At 74.2% G+C, this 17994-nt stretch carries 13 protein-coding genes and 2 rRNA genes; 2 read left to right on the forward strand and 13 right to left on the reverse strand.

Going from position 1 to position 17994, the window contains the following annotated elements; all coding sequences use genetic code 11:
• Positions 1-53: 53 nt before the first annotated feature.
• The 3 genes from M8316_RS11715 to M8316_RS11725 all read right to left on the reverse strand — a co-directional run bounded on the left by M8316_RS11715 (position 54) and on the right by M8316_RS11725 (position 4468).
• Positions 54-2687 (reverse strand): DEAD/DEAH box helicase, encoded by a 2634-nt coding sequence (locus M8316_RS11715; RefSeq protein ID WP_250054750.1) that lies wholly within the window; start codon positions 2685-2687, stop codon positions 54-56.
• A 139-nt stretch (positions 2688-2826) separates the two neighbouring features.
• Entirely contained in the window at positions 2827-3729 is a 903-nt protein-coding gene (xerD, locus tag M8316_RS11720) for a site-specific tyrosine recombinase XerD (RefSeq protein ID WP_250054789.1), read from the reverse strand.
• 136 nt (positions 3730-3865) lie between these two features.
• Positions 3866-4468, reverse strand: a complete 603-nt coding sequence (locus M8316_RS11725) for an NUDIX domain-containing protein (RefSeq protein ID WP_250054752.1) — start codon at positions 4466-4468, stop codon at positions 3866-3868.
• A 57-nt stretch (positions 4469-4525) separates the two neighbouring features.
• On the opposite strand from M8316_RS11725, the gene pepN reads away from it, so the two are divergent.
• Entirely contained in the window at positions 4526-7021 is a 2496-nt protein-coding gene (pepN, locus tag M8316_RS11730) for an aminopeptidase N (protein WP_250054754.1), read from the forward strand.
• A gap of 93 nt (positions 7022-7114) precedes the next feature.
• On the opposite strand, the gene pyrG is transcribed toward pepN, so the two are convergent.
• The 8 genes from pyrG to M8316_RS11770 all read right to left on the reverse strand — a co-directional run bounded on the left by pyrG (position 7115) and on the right by M8316_RS11770 (position 16179).
• On the reverse strand, positions 7115-8818 hold the full coding sequence (gene pyrG, locus M8316_RS11735) for a CTP synthase (RefSeq protein WP_250054756.1): 1704 nt from the start codon (positions 8816-8818) through the stop codon (positions 7115-7117).
• 126 nt (positions 8819-8944) lie between these two features.
• Positions 8945-9823: a copper transporter gene (locus tag M8316_RS11740; RefSeq protein ID WP_250054758.1), complete on the reverse strand. Its 879-nt coding sequence runs from the start codon at positions 9821-9823 to the stop codon at positions 8945-8947.
• Positions 9824-9921: 98 nt separating this feature from the next.
• The gene (steA, locus tag M8316_RS11745) at positions 9922-11145 is read right to left on the reverse strand and encodes a putative cytokinetic ring protein SteA (protein ID WP_250054760.1); all 1224 of its coding nucleotides are present in this window, start codon (positions 11143-11145) and stop codon (positions 9922-9924) included.
• Positions 11146-11246: 101 nt separating this feature from the next.
• The gene (gene recN / locus M8316_RS11750) at positions 11247-13016 is read right to left on the reverse strand and encodes a DNA repair protein RecN (RefSeq protein WP_250054762.1); all 1770 of its coding nucleotides are present in this window, start codon (positions 13014-13016) and stop codon (positions 11247-11249) included.
• Positions 13017-13027: 11 nt separating this feature from the next.
• Positions 13028-13978 carry an NAD kinase gene (locus tag M8316_RS11755; protein WP_250054764.1) on the reverse strand — a complete coding sequence of 317 codons (951 nt, stop codon included), beginning with the start codon at positions 13976-13978 and terminating at the stop codon, positions 13028-13030.
• Positions 13975-14814 carry a TlyA family RNA methyltransferase gene (locus tag M8316_RS11760; RefSeq protein ID WP_250054766.1) on the reverse strand — a complete coding sequence of 280 codons (840 nt, stop codon included), beginning with the start codon at positions 14812-14814 and terminating at the stop codon, positions 13975-13977. Before M8316_RS11760 ends, M8316_RS11755 begins: the two co-directional genes overlap by 4 nt.
• Before the next feature lie 2 nt (positions 14815-14816).
• Positions 14817-15092, reverse strand: coding sequence for a hypothetical protein (locus M8316_RS11765; RefSeq protein WP_250054767.1), 276 nt, complete (start codon positions 15090-15092; stop codon positions 14817-14819).
• 34 nt (positions 15093-15126) lie between these two features.
• Positions 15127-16179, reverse strand: a complete 1053-nt coding sequence (locus M8316_RS11770) for an HAD-IIA family hydrolase (protein WP_250054768.1) — start codon at positions 16177-16179, stop codon at positions 15127-15129.
• 105 nt (positions 16180-16284) lie between these two features.
• On the opposite strand from M8316_RS11770, the gene M8316_RS11775 reads away from it, so the two are divergent.
• A complete protein-coding gene (locus M8316_RS11775) occupies positions 16285-17493 on the forward strand; it encodes a DUF1015 family protein (protein ID WP_250054769.1) in 1209 nt (402 codons plus the stop codon).
• 119 nt (positions 17494-17612) lie between these two features.
• Here the strand turns inward: M8316_RS11775 and rrf are convergent.
• A 5S ribosomal RNA gene (rrf, locus tag M8316_RS11780) occupies positions 17613-17729 on the reverse strand.
• A gap of 172 nt (positions 17730-17901) precedes the next feature.
• Positions 17902-17994: ribosomal RNA gene (locus tag M8316_RS11785) — 23S ribosomal RNA — on the reverse strand; the annotation flags it as partial.

Genomic DNA, 17994 nt, shown 5'->3' on the forward strand with positions numbered 1-17994 from the left:
GTCTCCAGGGGCCGAGAACCTCGGGTTGGTGACCAAACCCGGGCCGGGCGGACTCAGAGCCGCCGGAAGGCGACGGTCGGCATGACCAGCTCGCCGAGGGCGTCGGTGGCGTCCAGGTCGGCGAGCGCCTCCACCACCCAGTCGTGGTGGCCCTCCGGGTCGTGCAGCGTCTGGCGCACCTCGAGGAGCCGCACCTCGGGCCCGTCCGGGTCCGCGCCCGCCGGGACGCCGGTGCGTGCGGTGGTCTCGAGCAGCCGCGGGCTGCGCGCGTCGCCGTCGGTGCGGACCTCGTCGTGCTCGTCGTAGTAGGCCTCGATCGCCTCGTCCCACGCGGAGCGGGTCATCACCACCTCGCGCGGCTCCTCGAACCGGTCGGCGGCGGCCCGCTCGACGGCCATGAGGGCGTCCAGGTCGTCGCGGGCGACGCCGGCCACGCGGCTCCACATGGCGTTGCGGACCATCACCTCGAACGCCCGACCCTGTGCCGAGAGCGGACGCGGCGGGGGCGGCGGGGCGTGGTCGGCCAGCTCGGCGCCGCGCACGAGCAGGGCGCCCTCGGGGTCGGTGAGCGCCTCCCACTCGTCCAGCAGCGAGGAGTCGGTCTGGCGCACCGTCTCCCCCAGCCACTCGACCAGGCCGTGCAGCTCCTCGTCCCGGTGGGTCTCCGGGACGGTCTGGCGCAGCGTCCGGTAGGCGTCGGTGAGGTAGCGCAGCACCAGCCCCTCGCCGCGGGCGAGCTGGTAGCGGGCCACGAAGTCGGTGAAGCCCATGCCCTGCTCGATCATGTCGCGCACCACGGACTTCGGCCCGAGCAGGTCGGGCGAGAGCCAGGCGTGCTGGCGGCGGTAGATCTCGTAGGTGGCCTCGAGCAGCTCGGCGAGCGGCTGGGGCCAGGTGATCTCCTCCAGGGCCTCCATCCGGTCCTCGTACTCCATGCCGTCGGCCTTCATCTCCTCCACGGCCTTGCCGCGGGCCGCCCACTGCTGGGCGAGGAGGATCTGCCGGGGCGCCTCGAGCACCGCCTCGACGACGGAGACCACGTCCAGCGCGTGCTCGGGGCTCTCCGGGTCGAGCACCTCCAGCGCCTCGAGCGCGAAGTGCGCCAGCGGCTGGTTGAGGGCGAAGTCGTCGGGCAGGTCCACGCCGAGGACGTAGCGGCGTCCGTGCTCGTCCGGCTCATTGAGGCGGACGACGACGCCCGACTCCACCAGGGAGCGGCCCAGCCGCAGGGCGCGGCGGGCGAGCTTGAGCTGACGGCGCCGGTCCTCGTGGTTCTCGGTGAGCAGCCGCCGCAGCACCGCCACCGCGTCCTCCTCGCGGGCGAGGACGTTGAGCAGCATGCCGTTGTCGACCTTCATCCGTGGCACGAGCGGCTCGGGCTGGCCCTCGACGAGCTTGTCGAAGGTGTCCTTGGTCCACACCACGGTGCCCTCCGGCGGCTTCTTCAGCTGCGCCTTGGACTTCTTCTTGCCGGCCGCGACGCGCTCGGCGATCTTCGCCTTCTGCTTCTCGTTCTCGATGACGTGCTCGGGCGCCTGCACGACCACCGATCCGGCGGTGTCGAAGCCGGCCCGACCGGCACGACCGGCGATCTGCAGGAACTCACGGGTGCGCAGCGTGCGCATCTTGGTGCCGTCGAACTTCGCCAGCCCGGTGAAGAGCACCGTGCGGATGGGCACGTTGATCCCGACGCCGAGGGTGTCGGTGCCGCAGATGACCCGCAGCAGACCGGCCTGGGCGAGCTGCTCCACGAGCCGGCGGTAGCGCGGCAGCATCCCGGCGTGGTGCACGCCGATGCCGCGGCGCAGCAGCTTGTTCAGCGTCTTGCCGAAGCCCGCCGCGAAGCGGACGCCCGCCAGCTTCTCGCCGATCGCGTCCCGCTGCTCCGGGGCGGCCTTGGCCCACGGCACGGTCAGCAGCGAGGTCGCGTGCTCGGCGGCCGCGGCCTGGGTGAAGTGCACGACGTAGACCGGCGCCTGCCCGGTGGTGACGAGCTCCTCCAGCGTGTCGGCCAGCGGCTCCAGCGACCAGTCGAACGTGAGCGGCACCGGGCGCTCGGCCTGGTCGACCAGCGTCGTCTCCCGGCCGGTGCGCTCGGTGAGGTCCGCGCGCAGGTCGCGGGTGTCGCCCAGGGTGGCCGACATCAGCAGGAACTGGGCGTCCACCAGCTCCAGCAGGGGCACCTGCCAGGCCCAGCCGCGGTCGGGCTCGCCGTAGTAGTGGAACTCGTCCATGACGACCAGCCCGACGTCGGCCGCTCGTCCCTCGCGCAGCGCCAGGTTGGCCAGCACCTCGGCCGTGCAGCAGATGATGGGGGCGTCGGCGTTGACGGACGCGTCCCCGGTGAGCATCCCGACGTTGTCGGCGCCGAAGACCCGGCACAGGTCGAAGAACTTCTCGCTCACCAGCGCCTTGATGGGGGCGGTGTAGAACGACACCCGGTCGTCGGCCAGCGCGGCGGCGTGGGCGGCGACGGCCACCAGCGACTTGCCCGAGCCGGTCGGGGTCGCGAGCACGACGTTCGAGCCGGCGAGCAGCTCCAGCACCGCCTCCTCCTGGTGCGGGTACAGTTCCAGGCCGCGCGAGGCGGCGTAGGCCGTGACCGCGTCGGCGACCAGGTCGGGGTCGGAGCCCGCGGGGGGCCAGTCGCGCGCGTCGAAGGAGGGCGTGCTCGCAGTCTCAGACATCGCGGCCCAGTATCCCGGTCGCCGCCGACAGCGCCCTCATCCCCGCCCGACCAGCACCACCCGACCAGCACTGCCCGACCAGCACTGCCCGACCAGCACTGCCCGACCAGCACTGCCCGACCTGCACCGGGCGCGGTGCTCAGCCGCGGGCGCGCGGGTGCGCGGTGGCGAAGACCTCGCGCAGGTTGTCGACCGTGACGAGCGTGTACACCTGCGTGGTGGTCACCGAGGCGTGCCCCAGCAGCTCCTGGACGACGCGGACGTCGGCACCGCCGTCGAGCATGTGGGTGGCGAACGAGTGGCGCAGCGTGTGCGGCGAGACGTCGCGGGTGACGCCGGCGCGCTCGGCGGCCCGGGTGAGCACCGTCCAGGCCGACTGCCGCGAGAGCCGTCCGCCGCGGGAGTTGAGGAACAGCGCGCCGCCCGGCGTCGTCGACCCCACCAGGCCGGGCCGGGCACGCACCAGGTACTCCTGCACGGCGCTGAGCGCGTAGGAGCCGACCGGCACGAGGCGCTGCTTGCCGCCCTTGCCCGAGAGCAGGACGGTGCGGTCGACGGTGTCCAGGTCGTCGACGTCGAGCCCGACGGCCTCGGAGATCCGGGCGCCGGTGCCGTAGAGCACCTCCAGCAGCGCCCGGTCGCGCAGCGCCAGCGGGGTGCCGGGCGCGCCGGCGGCCTCGAGGATCGCCTCGACGTCGGAGAACGGCAGGGCCTTGGGCAGGCGCTTGGACGGCTGGGGCGGCCGGACCGCGGCCGCGGGGTCGACCTCGGCCAGGCCGTCGGCCACGGTGAACTTGTGGAAGCCGCGCACGGCCACCACCGCCCGCGCCGCGGAGCTCGGCCCCAGCGGCGGGTGCGTGTCGTCACCGGCCCGCAGGTGCGCGAGGAAGCCGGTCACGGTCTGCTCGCCGACGTCCGCGAGCGAGGCGACGCCCGCAGCGTCGAGGTAGCCGAGGTAGCGCCGCAGGTCGCGCCGGTAGGAGGCCAGCGTGTTCGGCGAGAGACCGCGCTCGACGGCCAGGTGGTCGAGGTAGGTGCGCACCGCGCGCTCCACGGACCCGCCGGCACCACCATCACCACCACCGCCACCGGCGGCACCGGCGGACGTCGAGGCGTGGGTCACGGTCACGGCGGCAGGGTAGCCCCCACGACCGACGCCGGGCCGCTCCCCCGCCGGGTCAGGCCAGGCCGCGGGCCCGGGCGGCCAGCACGGCGATGATCACGGGGGCGTCCTGCACGCGGCCGTCGAGCACCGCGGCGTGCACCTCCTCGAACGGCACCCAGCCGGTCACGGCCTCGGCCTCCTCGTGCTCGGGCACGAAGCCCTGGCGTCCGACCTCGCGCAGGTCGCGCGCGAGGAACAGGTGCGCCCGCTCGGCGGAGATCCCGGGCGAGGGCCAGGTGGTCACCAGGTGGGTCCAGGACGAGGCCTCCCACCCGGTCTCCTCCACCAGCTCGCGCCGCGCGACCTGCTCGGGGGTCTCCCCGCCCTGGTCGAGCAGCCCCGCGGGGATCTCGACGAGCACCTGGCCCACGGCGTGCCGGTACTGCCACAGCACCAGCACCCGGTCCTGCTCGTCGAGGGCGAGCACGACGGCGGCGCCGGGGTGCTCCATCACGATCCGCCGGAACGGCTCCTCCTCGGGGTGGCCGGGCCGCTGCACCTGGTCGGCGCGCAGCGCGACCACCCAGCCGTCCCGGTGCAGGTCACCGCTGCCGGTCACCGGCCAGGACGCAGCGGCGTCGGCGAGGGCGGGCTGGGAGGCGTCTGCGGACGGCATGGGTCCGACGCTAGCGTGAGGAGGAGTCTCAGCCCGACCACCCCGCAGGAGCAGCACATGTCCGCACAGCCCGAGACCATCACGGAGCGCAGCCTGACCCGGGCCGAGGCCGAGGAGCGCGCGGCCCTGGTCGACGTGCAGCGCTACGACGTCGACATCGACATGACCGGGCTGCTCGAGGGCTCGACCTGGCGCTCGGTCTCCACGATCACCTTCACCTGCGAGCCCGGGTCGAGCACGTTCGTCGACGCGGTCGGCGAGGTCACCGACGTCACCCTCAACGGCCTCTCGGTCGACCTGGAGCAGGTCCGCGAGGGACGCGTGCACCTGACCGACCTGGCCGGCCACAACGAGCTGGTGGTGGCCATGACCCAGGACGACACGGGCCGCGCCGCCGGCATCCACCGCACCGTCGACGCCGCCGACGGGCTGGTCTACGTGTGGACCTCCTTCGAGGCCGACGACGCCCGCCGCGCCTTCGCCTGCTTCGACCAGCCCGACCTCAAGGCCCCGCACGCCTTCACCGTGCTGGCGCCCGCCGCCTGGACGATCACCAGCAACCGCGCCCCCAGCAGCATCGAGGAGACCGGTGCGACCACCCGCACGTGGCGCTTCCCCGACACCCCGCCGCTCTCCACGTACGTGGTCGTCGTCAACGGCGGCCCGTTCCACGAGATCCGCGAGCGGCGCGGCCCCCACGACCTCGGCCTCTTCTGCCGGCAGTCGCTCAAGGAGTTCCTCGAGCGCGACGCCCCGCAGCTGCTCACGCTCACCGAGCAGGGCTTGGCGTTCTTCGGCGAGACCTTCGGGCAGCCGTTCGGCCAGGAGCGCTACGACCAGGTGTTCGTGCCCGACATGGGTGGTGCGATGGAGAACTGGGGCTGCGTGACGTGGGGCGACATGATGATCCCGCGGAGCACGCCCACGCCCGCCGACGAGGCCGAGCTGGCCAGCGTGCTGCTCCACGAGATGGCGCACATGTGGTTCGGCGACCTGGTGACCATGCGCTGGTGGGACGACCTGTGGCTGAACGAGGCCTTCGCCTCCTTCGCCTCGGCGTGGGCGGCCGCCGAGGCCACCGAGCACACCGACGCCTGGGCCGCGTTCGCCGTCGACAGCGAGCCGATCGGCTACCGGCAGGACGCCGGCCCCGCCTCCCACGGCATCCGCGGCGACGTGCCCGACGTCGGGCAGGCCATGGCGAACTTCGACGCCATCACCTACCTCAAGGGCCAGGCGGTCCTGCGCCAGCTCTCCGTCCTCGTCGGGGACGAGGCGTTCACGGCGGGCCTGCAGGCGTACTTCGCCGAGCACGCCTGGGGCAACACCGTGCTGGCCGACCTGGTGGGCGCGCTCGAGGAGGCCTCCGGGCGGGACCTGTCCGGCTGGACCGGCGCCTGGCTGGACCGCGCCGGCACCGACACCATCGCCCTCGACCTCGCCGCCGAGGACGGGCCGGCGCTGGTCGTCACCGCCCCCGACGGCGGGGAGCCGCGACCGCACCGGCTCTCGGTGCGGTCGTTCGCTCCCGCGCCGGACGGCGGGCTCCGGGTCGTGGCCACCACCACCGTCGAGACCGACGGCACCCGCACCGGGCTGACCGGCCTCCCGGACGCCGGCGAGGGCGGGCTGCACCTGGTCAACGCCGACGACCTCACCTTCGCCAGGTCCCGCACCGACGCCGCGTCGCTGTCCACCCTGCTGGGCAGCGCCGCCGCGCTGCCCGCCACGATCGACCACGCGGTGGCCGCCGGCACCGTGCTGGACCTGCTCTTCACCGGCGAGCTCGGCCCCGACCGGACGCTGGACGTCCTGCTGGACCTGCTCGCCGCCGACCTGGCGCCCAGCCTCGTGGAGGCGCTGCTGGACCACGCGCGGGTGGTGGCGACGCTGTGGACCCCCGCCGACGGGGTCGGGGCCGCGGGCGCGCGGGTCGCCGAGGTGGCGGCCGCCCTCGCCGAGCGGCCGGGCCTGCGCACGCCGGCGCTGCGCACGCTCGCCATGGTCAGCGCGGACCCGCGGTGGGACGTGCTGCTCGAGGACGCCGCCGTCGACGACGTCCCGCTGGGCTGGCGCATCCTGCGCACGCGGGCCGCGGCCGGGCGGCACGACGCCGACGACCTGGTGAGCCTCACCGAGCGGGACCCCGACCCCGAGGCCTGGGTCAGTGCCCTGGCGGTGGAGGCCGCGCTGCCCGAGGTCGAGGCCAAGGAGGCCGCGTTCCAGCGGATGGTGGTGGACCGCGACCTGCCGCGCAGCGCCGGGTACTCGCTCTTCTCCGGCGCCTTCTGGCGCCTCGACCAGGCCGACCTCGTCCGCCCGTTCGCGGACCGCTACCTCGACCACGTCGCCGCCCTGGACGGTGGCGCGATGCTCAACGTGCTCGGCCTGATCCGCGGGTTCTTCCCGTCGGTGGGCGACGCGGCGCTGCTGGAGCGGGCGAGCGCCCTGGCCACCGACCCCGCCGTCGTCCCGGCCGTGCGGACGAACCTGGCCATCGGCACCGACCAGCTGCGGCGCTACCTCGTCGCCCGCGGCCTGCTGGAGGGCTGAGCGGCCGCCGGCACCGGCTCGCGACGCACGACGCCCCCGAGACCTCGCAGGAGGTGCCGGGGGCGTCGGTGCGTGAGGAGCCGGGTGCGGCCGTCAGTCCTGCTCGACGGCGGCGTCGTCGTCCTTGCGGCGCAGGGTCGACTCGTCCATCTCGAGCCGGGTCTCGCGCTGGCGGGCGATGGCGGCGCCGACGAGGCCCTTGAACAGCGGGTGCGGCCGGGTCGGGCGGGACTTCAGCTCGGGGTGCGCCTGGGTGGAGACGTAGTAGGGGTGCACGGCCTTGGGCAGCTCGACGAACTCCACCAGCGAGCCGTCGGGCGAGGTGCCCGAGATGACGAGCCCGGCTGCCTCGAGGCGGTCGCGGTAGGCGTTGTTGACCTCGTAGCGGTGCCGGTGACGCTCGTCGACGTTCGCCGCACCGTAGGTCGCCCTGACCACCGAGTCGTCCTTGAGCAGCGCCGGGTAGCTGCCCAGACGCATGGTGCCGCCGAGGTCGCCGGCGCCCTCGACGAACGACTTCTGCTCGTCCATCGTGGCGATGACGGGCTCCGGGGTGTCGGGGTCGAACTCGGTCGAGCCGGCCTGGGAGAGGCCGAGCACGTTGCGCGAGTACTCGATCACCATGCACTGCAGCCCCAGGCACAGGCCCAGCGTGGGGATGCCGTGGGTGCGGGCGTAGGTGAGCGCGCCCAGCTTGCCCTCGAGGCCGCGGATGCCGAAGCCGCCGGGCACGCAGACGGCGTCGACGTCCGCGAGCTTCTTGGCGGCGCCCGCGGGGGTGGCGCACTCGTCGGAGGGGATCCACTCGATGTGGACCTTCGCCTCGCTGGCGAACCCGCCGGCCTTGAGCGCCTCGGCCACCGAGAGGTAGGCGTCGGGCAGGTCGATGTACTTGCCGACCAGGCCGACGGTCACCTCCTCCTTGGGGTGGTGGACGCGGCGGAGCAGGTCGTCCCACAGCGTCCAGTCGACGTCGCGGAACGGCAGGTCCAGGCGGCGCACGACGTAGGCGTCGAGGCCCTCGCGGTGCAGCACCTTGGGGATGTCGTAGATGGACGGCGCGTCGGCGGCCGTCACGACGGCCTCGTCGTCGACGTCGCACATCCGGGCGATCTTGCCCTTGATGTCCTCGGGCAGCTCGCGGTCGGCGCGGCAGACGATCGCGTCGGGCTGGATGCCGACCTGGCGCAGGGCGGCCACCGAGTGCTGCGTCGGCTTCGTCTTCAGCTCCTTGGAGGGGCCGATGTAGGGCACCAGGGAGACGTGGATGAAGAAGGCGTTGTCGCGGCCGATGCTCTGGCGCACCTGGCGGGCGGCCTCGAGGAACGGCAGGGACTCGATGTCGCCGACCGTGCCGCCGATCTCGGTGATGACGACGTCCACGTCGTCGGCGTCCATCGCGAGCATCCGCTCGGCGATCTCGTTGGTGATGTGCGGGATCACCTGGACGGTCTCGCCGAGGTAGTCGCCGCGGCGCTCCTTGGCGATGACGTTGGAGTACACCTGGCCGGTGGTCACGTTGGCGTGGCCGGAGAGGTTGGTGTCCAGGAACCGCTCGTAGTGGCCGATGTCGAGGTCGGTCTCGGCACCGTCCTCGGTCACGAAGACCTCACCGTGCTGGAACGGGTTCATCGTCCCCGGGTCCACGTTGAGGTACGGGTCGAGCTTCTGCATCGTCACGCGGAGGCCGCGCGAGCGCAGCAGCCGGCCGAGGCTGGAGGCCGTGAGCCCCTTGCCGAGGGAGGAGGCGACGCCCCCGGTGACGAACACGTGCTTGGTCGGGGCTGAATTCCTCACGGAACTCCATCCTACGTCCCGAAGGGCCCCAGCGCGGAAACCCGCGACACGATCGGTGGCGTGTCACCCCTGTGGGTGCCTCGGCGCGACCGCGTCCGCCCCCTGGCGCGGGGCTCGTACGGCCCGTCAGCCGAGCGGGACGGGCCCGTCGCCGTCGGGACCGTAGGCGCCCGTCTGCCCCTCGTCGGCCACCGTGAGGGCCACCAGCGCCGTGATCCGCCCGAGGGGGCGCTGGACGCCGTCGACGGTCAGCAGGGTGTCGGCCGCGGAGGACTCCCGCACCCCGGCCAGCGTGCCGCCACGGGCCGAGGAGGTGCTGCCGGCGACCACCACTCCCCCGGCGATCGCGGAGACGCCGGAGGCGATGGCGGCGAGGACGTCGGGGTCGGTGTCGTCACCGAGGAGCACCAGGACGAGGCCCGCCCGGTCCGCCTCGTCGTCGCTGCTGGTCGCCAGGTCGGCGCCGGCGAGGCTGTCGCGGATGGTGCTGGTGTCCAGGTCGGCGGCCACGCCACCGGCGTTCGTCGTGCCGACCGCGAGACCCAGCAGCTGCCCGATGCGGACGTAGCTGGAGGCGCCCCGGTCCACCGTGCCCGCGTCGAGCTCGGTGACCAGCTGGGTGCCCAGGGTGTCCACCAGCGAGGTGGAGCCGCCGTCGACGAGGGTGTCCAGCAGGTCGTAGCGGGCCGTGACCTCGCCGCCCCGGTCGGTGACGTCGGCGGTGACGGCGGTGACCAGGCCCTCGTCGACGCCCGGCGTGGTGACCACGGCGACGGTGCGTCCGTCGAGCCGGTTGCCCACGAGCCGCTGGGCCGCGGCCTCGGCGAAGGCGTCGCCGTAGGCGGCCTGCTCCAGGGCCCGCTCCTCCGAGGCCGAGGTGGACGGTGTGTCGTCGGTGGCCTCGAGGGTGCGTTCCGCGAGGGGTCCTCCGCCGAGCACCACGCCCACGGCGAGCGCGAGGAACACGGCCACGAGGGAGACCACGTGGTGGCGGTAGGTGATCACGGTGGCGGGGGCCTTCCGGGTAGGGGGACCCGACGAATGCTGCCGGGCCAAGGAGTCGTGGGGCAGGGGTGGTGGGGCAGGGGGTGGTGGGGCGGCGCTCAGCCGGTGACGCGGTCGACCAGGGACGAGACGGCCGAGGAGAGCCAGTCCCAGGCGGCGACGAGGCCGTCCCAGGCGGTCTCGCCCCAGTCGAGCCACTGCTCGCTCCAGCCGGAGCCGACCGGCGTGGTGGAGACCGCGGCGACCAGGGCGACGAGCCCCGCCAGCATCACGGCCAGCAGGTGCCAGGGGCGCACGCGCCCGGAGTAGAGCCGCGGCACGGCCTCGGCGTCCACGAGCCGGGGGCCCAGCTTGAGCCGGGTGAGGTAGGTGCTGGCGAGACCGCCGCGCTGGCGGTCGAGGAAGTCCTCCAGGGTGGCGTGCACGCCGACCCCGACGACGAGGGCGGCACCGCCGGCGTCCGCGAGGAGGAGGGCGGCGTCCTCGGCCTGGGCGCTGGTCTCGACGCGGGCGGCGCGACGGCCGAGCCGCTGCTCGAGCTCCGTGGGCTCGCCGGCGCCGCGCACGACCACGACGACCTGCTTCGCGGCCTCCAGCACCGCGACCGGCGGCGGCTCGGCCCCGTCGCGGGTGTCGACCACGAGGACGGCGGGCTTCACCCCGGCGGCGAGGAGGGCCGGGGCTGCTCCGTCGACCGCGACCACCACGGGCTCCTGCTCGCGCAGGAAGTCCCGCACACGGGCGAGCTCGGTGTCCAGCGAGGGGCCGTCGACCACGACGGCGACCGTGCGGCGGCGCATCGAGACCGTGAGGGTCGGCAGCCCGCGGCCGTGCAGCAGCAGGTCCTCCTCGCGGCGGAGGAACTCGGTGGCGTTGTGGGTGAGCGTCTCGAGCTGCGCGGAGAGTCCGGTGCGCGCCTGCGTGGCCTGCTCGTCGAGGAGGTCGGCGTCGACCGTGCGCCCCTCGATCGTGGCGTCGCCGACGTGCACCAGCCCGTCGTGCAGCCGCACCGGCACACCGTCGCGCACGGCGGTCAGCAGCGTGGGGCCCAGCCCGTCGAGCACGGTGACCCCGGCGTCCACCAGGACGCGCGGCCCGAGGCTCGGGTAGCGCCCCGACATCATCGGGGCGGCGTTGAGGACCGCGACCACGCCCGCGCGCACCAGGCCGTCGGCCGTCGCACGGTCGAGGTCGGTGTGGTCCATGACCGCCACGTCACCGGGCTGGAGGCGGCCCAGGAGGTCGCCTGCCCGCCGCTCCACCCGTGCGGTGCCGCGCAGGCCGGGCAGCTGTTGCTCACGTCGTCGACCGGAGATCCTCATGACTGACCCACTCTGACAAACCCGGTGCGCGCAGCCCGGGAGGCGGCGGTGGGCGTGTCCCCGGGCTGTGCGCCGCCACCCGGCCGGCTGGGTGGGCGCTGTCAGGCCTCCGCGCGGGTGCTGCGGGCGACGTCGAGCAGCTCGCGGGCGTGCGCGAGCGCGGTGTCCGAGCCCTCGAGCCCGGCCATCATCCGGGAGAGCTCCTCCTCGCGCGCGTCCTCCGAGAGCAGCGTGAGGCCCGAGCTGGTGATCGTGCCGTCGTGGGACTTCCGCACCACGACGTGGCGGTCGGCGAACGCGGCGACCTGCGGCAGGTGGGTGACCACCAGCACCTGCGCGTCGCGGGCCAGCCGGGCCAGGCGCTTGCCGATCTCCACCGCGGCCGCACCGCCCACGCCGGCGTCCACCTCGTCGAAGACGAACGTGGGCACCGGGTTGGTGCCAGCGAGGGCGACCTCGAGGCCGAGCATGACGCGGGAGAGCTCGCCACCCGAGGCACCCTTGCCGAGCGGACGCGGCTCGCTGCTGTTGTTCGCGGCCAGCAGGAGCTCGACCTCGTCGAGCCCGGAGCGGGCGTAGCGCAGCCACCGGTCGCCGACCGGCAGCGGGGCGCCGGGCGCGGCGTCGTCCGACGGCGCGTCCACGGGGTGCTGGGTCACGGCCACCGAGACCCGGGCGTGCGGCATCGCCAGCCCGCCGAGCTCGGCCGTGACGGCCTTGCCCAGCCTCGTGGCGGCGGTGGTGCGGGCGGCGGTGAGCGCGGCGCCGGTCTCGGCGAGCTCGGTGCGCAGGCGCGCCCGCTCGGCCCGCAGCGCCTCGATCCGGTCGTCGGTGCCGTCCAGCTCCAGCAGCCGGGCCGCGGAGGTCCGGGCCCAGCCGAGGACCTCCTCGACCGTCTCGCCGTACTTGCGGGTGAGCGCGGTCAGCGCTGCCCGCCGCTCGGAGACGGTCGCGAGCCGGGCGGGGTCCGTCTCGACGCCGGAGGCGTAGGAGGCCACGTCGGCCGCGACGTCGGTGAGCAGGTAGGAGACCTCCTTGACGCGGTCGGCGAGCGCGGCGGCCTCGGGGTCGTGCTCGCGCACGCCCTCCAGGGCCGAGCGGGCCGCGGCGACGGCGGCCATCGCGTCGGGGTTCTCGTTCTCGCTGGAGAGCGCCTCCCGGGCGGTCTCGGCCGCGGTGCGCAGGGTGTCGGCGAACCCCAGGCGGGTCTCGTCCGCGGCGAGCTGGTCCTCCTCGCCGGGCTGCGGGTCGACCTCCTCGATCTCCCCGAGGCCGAAGCGGAGCAGGTCGGCCTCGCGGGCCCGTTCGCGCGCCGCCTCGACGAGGTCGCCGAGCTCGGTCTCGACCGCGCGCAGCGCGTCGAAGGCGGTGGCCCACCGCTCCGCAAGCCGGGCGACCTTGGTGCCGCCGAAGCGGTCGAGCGACTCGCGCTGCGCGCGGGGCCGCAGCAGCCGGTGCTGGTCGGACTGGCCGTGCACCGCCACGAGCGGCTCGGTCAGGTCCGTCAGGGTGGACGCCGGCACGCTGGCCCCGCCCACGAACGCGCGGGAGCGACCCTCGGCGGAGATGTTGCGGGCGAGCAGCACCTGCCCGTCCTCGACCTCTCCGCCGGCGTCCTCGACCCCGGTGGTGAAGGCGCTCGCCCCGGGCCCGAGGCCGTCCAGGCGCACCAGGCCCTCCACGCGTGCGCGGGACGCACCGGAGCGCACGGCCCCGGAGTCGCCGCGTGCGCCGAGCAGCAGCCCGAGGGCGGTCACCACCATCGTCTTGCCGGCACCGGTCTCACCGGTCAGGACCGTGAGTCCGGGGCCGAGCTCGAGCGTGGAGGAGTCGATGACGCCGAGGTCGGCGATGCGGATCTCCTCGATCACGGTCGGATCACCTACAGCTCTCCTCGTTGCAGTCGTTCGGCCCGTCCGCGCCAGCCCTCGACGGGGAGGCCGAACTTCGCGACGAGCCGGTCGGTGAACGGCGCCTCGTGCAGCCGCACGAGACGCACGGGGTGCGGGCCGCGGCGCACCTCGATGCGCGCGCCCGGCGGGAGCTCCACCGCGCGCCGGCCGTCGGCCCAGAGCACGCCCGCGCTCTGCGGGCCGGGCAGCACCTCGACGGCGAGCACCGAGTCCGGGGAGACCACGAGCGGACGGGCGAACAGGGCGTGGGCGCTGATGGGCACCATGAGCAGCGCGTCGACGTCCGGCCACACGACCGGGCCGCCCGCGCTGAAGTTGTAGGCCGTCGAGCCGGTCGGGGTCGCGCAGACCACGCCGTCGCAGCCCCAGCGGGAGAGGGGACGACCGTCCACCTCGGCGACCACCTCGAGCATCCGCTCGCGCGAGGCCTTCTCCACCGACGCCTCGTTGAGGGCGAAGGTCGAGCGCACCAGCGCGCCCTCGTGGTAGACCCGCACGTCGAGCGTCATCCGGTCCTCGGCGACGTAGCTGCGGCTCACGATCGCCTCCAGCGTGGCGGCGACGTGGTCGTGCTCGGCCTCCGCCAGGAAGCCCACGTGCCCGAGGTTGACGCCCAGGATCGGCGTCCCGGTCGGCAGGGCGATCTCGGCGGCGCGCAGGATCGTGCCGTCCCCGCCGATCACCAGCGCCAGCTCGCAGCCGGCGCCGGCGTCGTCCAGGTGCTCGACGACCTCGACCATCGACGAGGCGACCAGGGCCGGGTCGAGACCGAGGTCACCGGCCTCGACGGCGGGCACGCGGACCGTGATGCCCTGGCCGGTGAGCCCCACGACCGAGGCGCGCGCGACGTCGCAGGCGGCGTCGCGACCCGTGTGGGTCAGGACGAGCACACGACGGTCGGACGGGGCGGGGTCGGTCACGTCTCCACCCTCTCATCCGCCACGGCCCACGGGTCGTCGCCCCGCACCAGCCTGTGGACGGCCTCGGCCTCGACCGTGCGCGGGCCGCGGCGCAGCCACAGGAAGAACTCGACGTTCCCCGACGGTCCGGGCAGCGGGCTCGTGGTCGCGGCGACCGCGCCCCAGCCGCGCTGCTCCGCCGCGTCCGCGACGGTGAGGACGGCCTCGGCCCGCAGGTCCGGGTCGCGCACGACACCGCCCTTGCCCACGCGGTCCTTGCCGACCTCGAACTGCGGCTTGACCATGAGCGCCAGGTCGCCGTCCGGGCTGGTGACGCCGAGCAGGGCGTCCAGCACCAGGGTCAGGGAGATGAAGGACAGGTCGCCGACCACCAGGTCGACGGGGCCCCCGATCAGCTCGGTGGTCAGCTCGCGGATGTTCGTCCGGTCGTGGACGTGGACGCGCGCGTCGGACTGCAGGGACCAGGCCAGCTGCCCGTAGCCCACGTCGACGGCGACGACCTCCGCGGCCCCGGCACGCAGCAGCACGTCGGTGAAGCCACCGGTCGAGGCCCCGGCGTCCAGGCACCGTCGCCCCTGCGCGCTGAGCCCGCCGGAGGCGAAGGCCCGCAGCGCACCCGCGAGCTTGTGCCCGCCGCGGGAGACGTAGTCCGGGCGCTCCTCGTCGGCGCGCACCACGATCGCCACGTCGGTGGTGATCGCGGTCGCGGGCTTGGTGGCGCGCACCCCCTGGACCGTGACGCGACCGGCGGCGATCAGCTCGCTGGCGTGCTCGCGCGAGCGGGCCAGCTTGCGGCGCACCAGCTCGGCGTCGAGACGGAGTCGACGTGGCGGCACGCTCAGCCCTGCTCTTCCCGCTGCTCGGCGACGTCCGGCCGAGGTCCGGTCCACACCGGGGCGTCGGGGTCGGCGTCGAGGGCCCGCCGCAAGCGCGAGTGCGCGGACTCGTAGACGGCCGCGTGCCGGTCCGTGCCCGGCGTCTCCCCCGTCTCCGGGTCGGACTCGTCGAGCCGCGCCACGTCGGCCAGGACGGCATCCACGGCCGGCACCCCGGTCGCCGGGCGCGGGGGCACGACGGCCGTCGGCTCGCTCGAGGACTCGGGGGTGCTGCTCATGGACGCGAGACTATCCGTCACCGGCGACACGACCTCAGTCCGCGGCGGGCGGGACCAGGCCGTCGGTGCCGACTGCTTCCCCCGTCTCGTCCAGGTGCTGCCAGGCGACGGTGAGGACGGCGCGCCACCACGCGATCGGCTCCCCGCCCCCGTGCACCGTCACCGCGGCGCCGTCACGGACGGCGGTCCAGCCGCCGCAGTCCGCCGAGGCCCCGTCGACGGACACCTCGGGGTGCGCCGCGAGGAGGCCGCGCAGGTCCGGGGCCACGTAGGTCGGCCGGTGACCCGCGGGCGTGGCGACGAGCTCGTCGAGGCCGGAGACTCCCGTGAGCACCAGCAGCGTCGGCAGCCCGACGGCGATGCCGCCGTCGATGTCGGTGTCCAGGCGGTCGCCGATCATGAGCGGGGTGCTCCCGCCCACGCGACGCACGGTCTCCTCGAGCAACGGCGCCGCCGGCTTGCCCGCCACGACGGGCTCGACCTCGGTGAAGCGACGCAGCATGTCGACCAGCACGCCGTGCCCGGGCGCCACGCCGTAGGGGGTCGGGATCGTCATGTCGGTGTTGCTGGCCACCCACGGCAGCCCCTGCCGCACCCGGACGGCGCCGCGCATCAGGTCCTTCCACGGCACGTCCGGGGAGTAGCCGGTGGCCAGGGCGTCGGCGTCGTCCTCCACGCCCACGGGCTCCAGCCCCACGGCACGCAGCGCCTCCACCAGGCCGGCAGTCCCGAGGGCGACGACCCGCGCGCCGGCGCCGAAGCGCTCGCGCAGCACGCCCGCGGCGGCCTGGGCCGAGCTCACCACGTCCTCGGTCGCGGCCTCGATGCCCAGCTCCTGGAGGTGGGCCGCGACCTTCTCCGGCGTCCGTGAGGCGTTGTTGGTCACGAACGCGATCCCCGTTCCGGCCTGCCGCGCAGCGGCGATCGACTCCGGCGCGTGCGCGACGGCGTGCCCGCCGACGTAGACGACGCCGTCGAGGTCGAGCATCGCCAGGTCGTGCGCCTCGTGCAGGGGCCGGCTACACGCTCCCAGCGCGAACGGCTCGCGGTGGTCGTTCTCGGGGACGGGGCTGCCCGTCGTGCTCATCGTGGGGGCCTTCCAGGTGGGGCGGGGCCGGCGCGACACGCCTGTGACCTGCGTCGCACCACGGGTGGCGACGCCACCAACGCTCGAGCCTACGATGGGCAGATGGTGACGGGGACTCCCCCCACGGGCTCGACGATGCTGCCCGGGGGCTCGACGGCGCAGACCCCCCTGCCCACCGGCGCGGTCGCGCCGGTCGTCCACGGCGACGGCAGGGGCGTCCAGGTCCGCGGCATCCGCGGCCCCCTGCGGCTGGAGCCGTTCGTGGCCACGCGCATGGCGGTGCAGCACGTGGCCGACCCCGCCGCAGCCCGGGCCTTCGCCCGGCCCTACCACCGGGTCGCCGAGCGGCTCGCCCAGTGGGAACGGCGCGGCCACCTCCTCGAGGACGACGGCCCGGCGCTGTGGGTGCATGAGTACGGCACTCCCGAGCTGACCGTCCGCGGCCTGGTGGGCGTCATCCCGCTCGACCTGCTCTCCGGCTCCGTGGACGAGGCGGCGCTGGTGCCTCACGAGGGTGTCGAGCCCGACCAGGTCGCCGAGCTCGCCTCCCGCATGCGGGAGACCCACATCCAACCGGCCCCCATCCTGCTGGCCCACCGTGGCACTCCGCGCCTGCGCGCCATCCTGGCGATGGTCACCGACCAGGAGCCACTGGTCGACGGCGCGGACCGCGCCGGCCAGATCCACCGCCTGTGGCGCGTCCCGGAACAGTTCGTCACCGACGTCCAGGGAGAGCTGGCCGGCACCCGGGCGCTCCTGGCCGACGGGCACCACCGCTATGCCGCCTACCTCGACGAGGCGAGACGGGGCGACAGCCTGGCGACCTCGGGGCTCGCCATGCTCATCGACCAGGACGACACCCCGCTCGCGCTGGGCCCCATCCACCGCTTCGTCGCCGGCCTCTCCCTGAGCAGGCTCGGACAGGTGGCCCACGCCGCCGGGCTGCCCGTGACCGACCACCTGGGAGTGCGGCTCACCGACGTCTCCCCCAGCACGATCGTCGCCACCGACGGACGGCGCACGCTCACGATCCGCCTGGGCGCCGCCGGCGAGCACGACCTGCCGCTCCAGGTGGTGCACCAGGGACTGCTCCCCCAGCTCGTGGACGAGTACGTCGACATCACGCACCACCACGCCGCGGGGCCGGCGATCGCCCAGACCCGTCACGAGGACGGGGTGGCCCTGCTCCTCGCACCTCTGACCCTGGAGCGGGTCCTCGAAATCACGGACCGCGACGGCGTGCTGCCGGAGAAGTCGACGTCCTTCCAGCCCAAGCCGAACCCCAGCATCCTGCTGCGCCGTCTGCACGACTGACGCAGCGCCACGACCGCCACACGCACACGGCACGCGGGAAAAACACTACGAGGGCCCGTGTCGGGGAGCCACACGCTGACGCGGTGCTCGACCCTGACAGGGCCCTCGTAGGGGGTTATGTCCGGCGGCGTCCTACTCTCCCACAACCTCGCGGTTGCAGTACCATCGGCGCTGAGAGGCTTAACTTCCGGGTTCGGGATGGGACCGGGTGTTTCCCTCTCGCTATGGCCGCCGTAACTCTAGAGGATCACCCGCCACCACTGGTGGTTTCCGGGTGTCCAAGCCATATGTATCCAATTAACGGCCCCCACGGGGGCCGGTGTTTGGTTGTTCAATCAGTGGACGCGAGACACGCTCAATCACACACTGTGCCTTGTGTGTTTGTTTGTGTGTGCAGTGTAGGAGTGTGGTGACAAGCCCTCGGCCTATTAGTACCGGTCGGCTGGGCATCACTGCTGTACACCTCCGGCCTATCAACCCAGTCATCTACTGGGGGCCTTA

Source organism: Nocardioides bruguierae (genome assembly GCF_023554635.1).
GTDB lineage: Bacteria > Actinomycetota > Actinomycetes > Propionibacteriales > Nocardioidaceae > Nocardioides > Nocardioides bruguierae.

What these genes read in the sequence shown, in the direction of transcription:
- M8316_RS11765 (WP_250054767.1), bottom strand. Translation starts at nt 15,092, where the DNA reads ATGAGCAGCACCCCCGAGTCCTCGAGCGAGCCGACGGCCGTCGTGCCC.
- M8316_RS11715 (WP_250054750.1), bottom strand. Translation starts at nt 2,687, where the DNA reads ATGTCTGAGACTGCGAGCACGCCCTCCTTCGACGCGCGCGACTGGCCC.
- M8316_RS11725 (WP_250054752.1), bottom strand. Translation starts at nt 4,468, where the DNA reads ATGCCGTCCGCAGACGCCTCCCAGCCCGCCCTCGCCGACGCCGCTGCG.
- M8316_RS11770 (WP_250054768.1), bottom strand. Translation starts at nt 16,179, where the DNA reads ATGAGCACGACGGGCAGCCCCGTCCCCGAGAACGACCACCGCGAGCCG.
- steA (WP_250054760.1), bottom strand. Translation starts at nt 11,145, where the DNA reads ATGAGGATCTCCGGTCGACGACGTGAGCAACAGCTGCCCGGCCTGCGC.
- pepN (WP_250054754.1), top strand. Translation starts at nt 4,526, where the DNA reads ATGTCCGCACAGCCCGAGACCATCACGGAGCGCAGCCTGACCCGGGCC.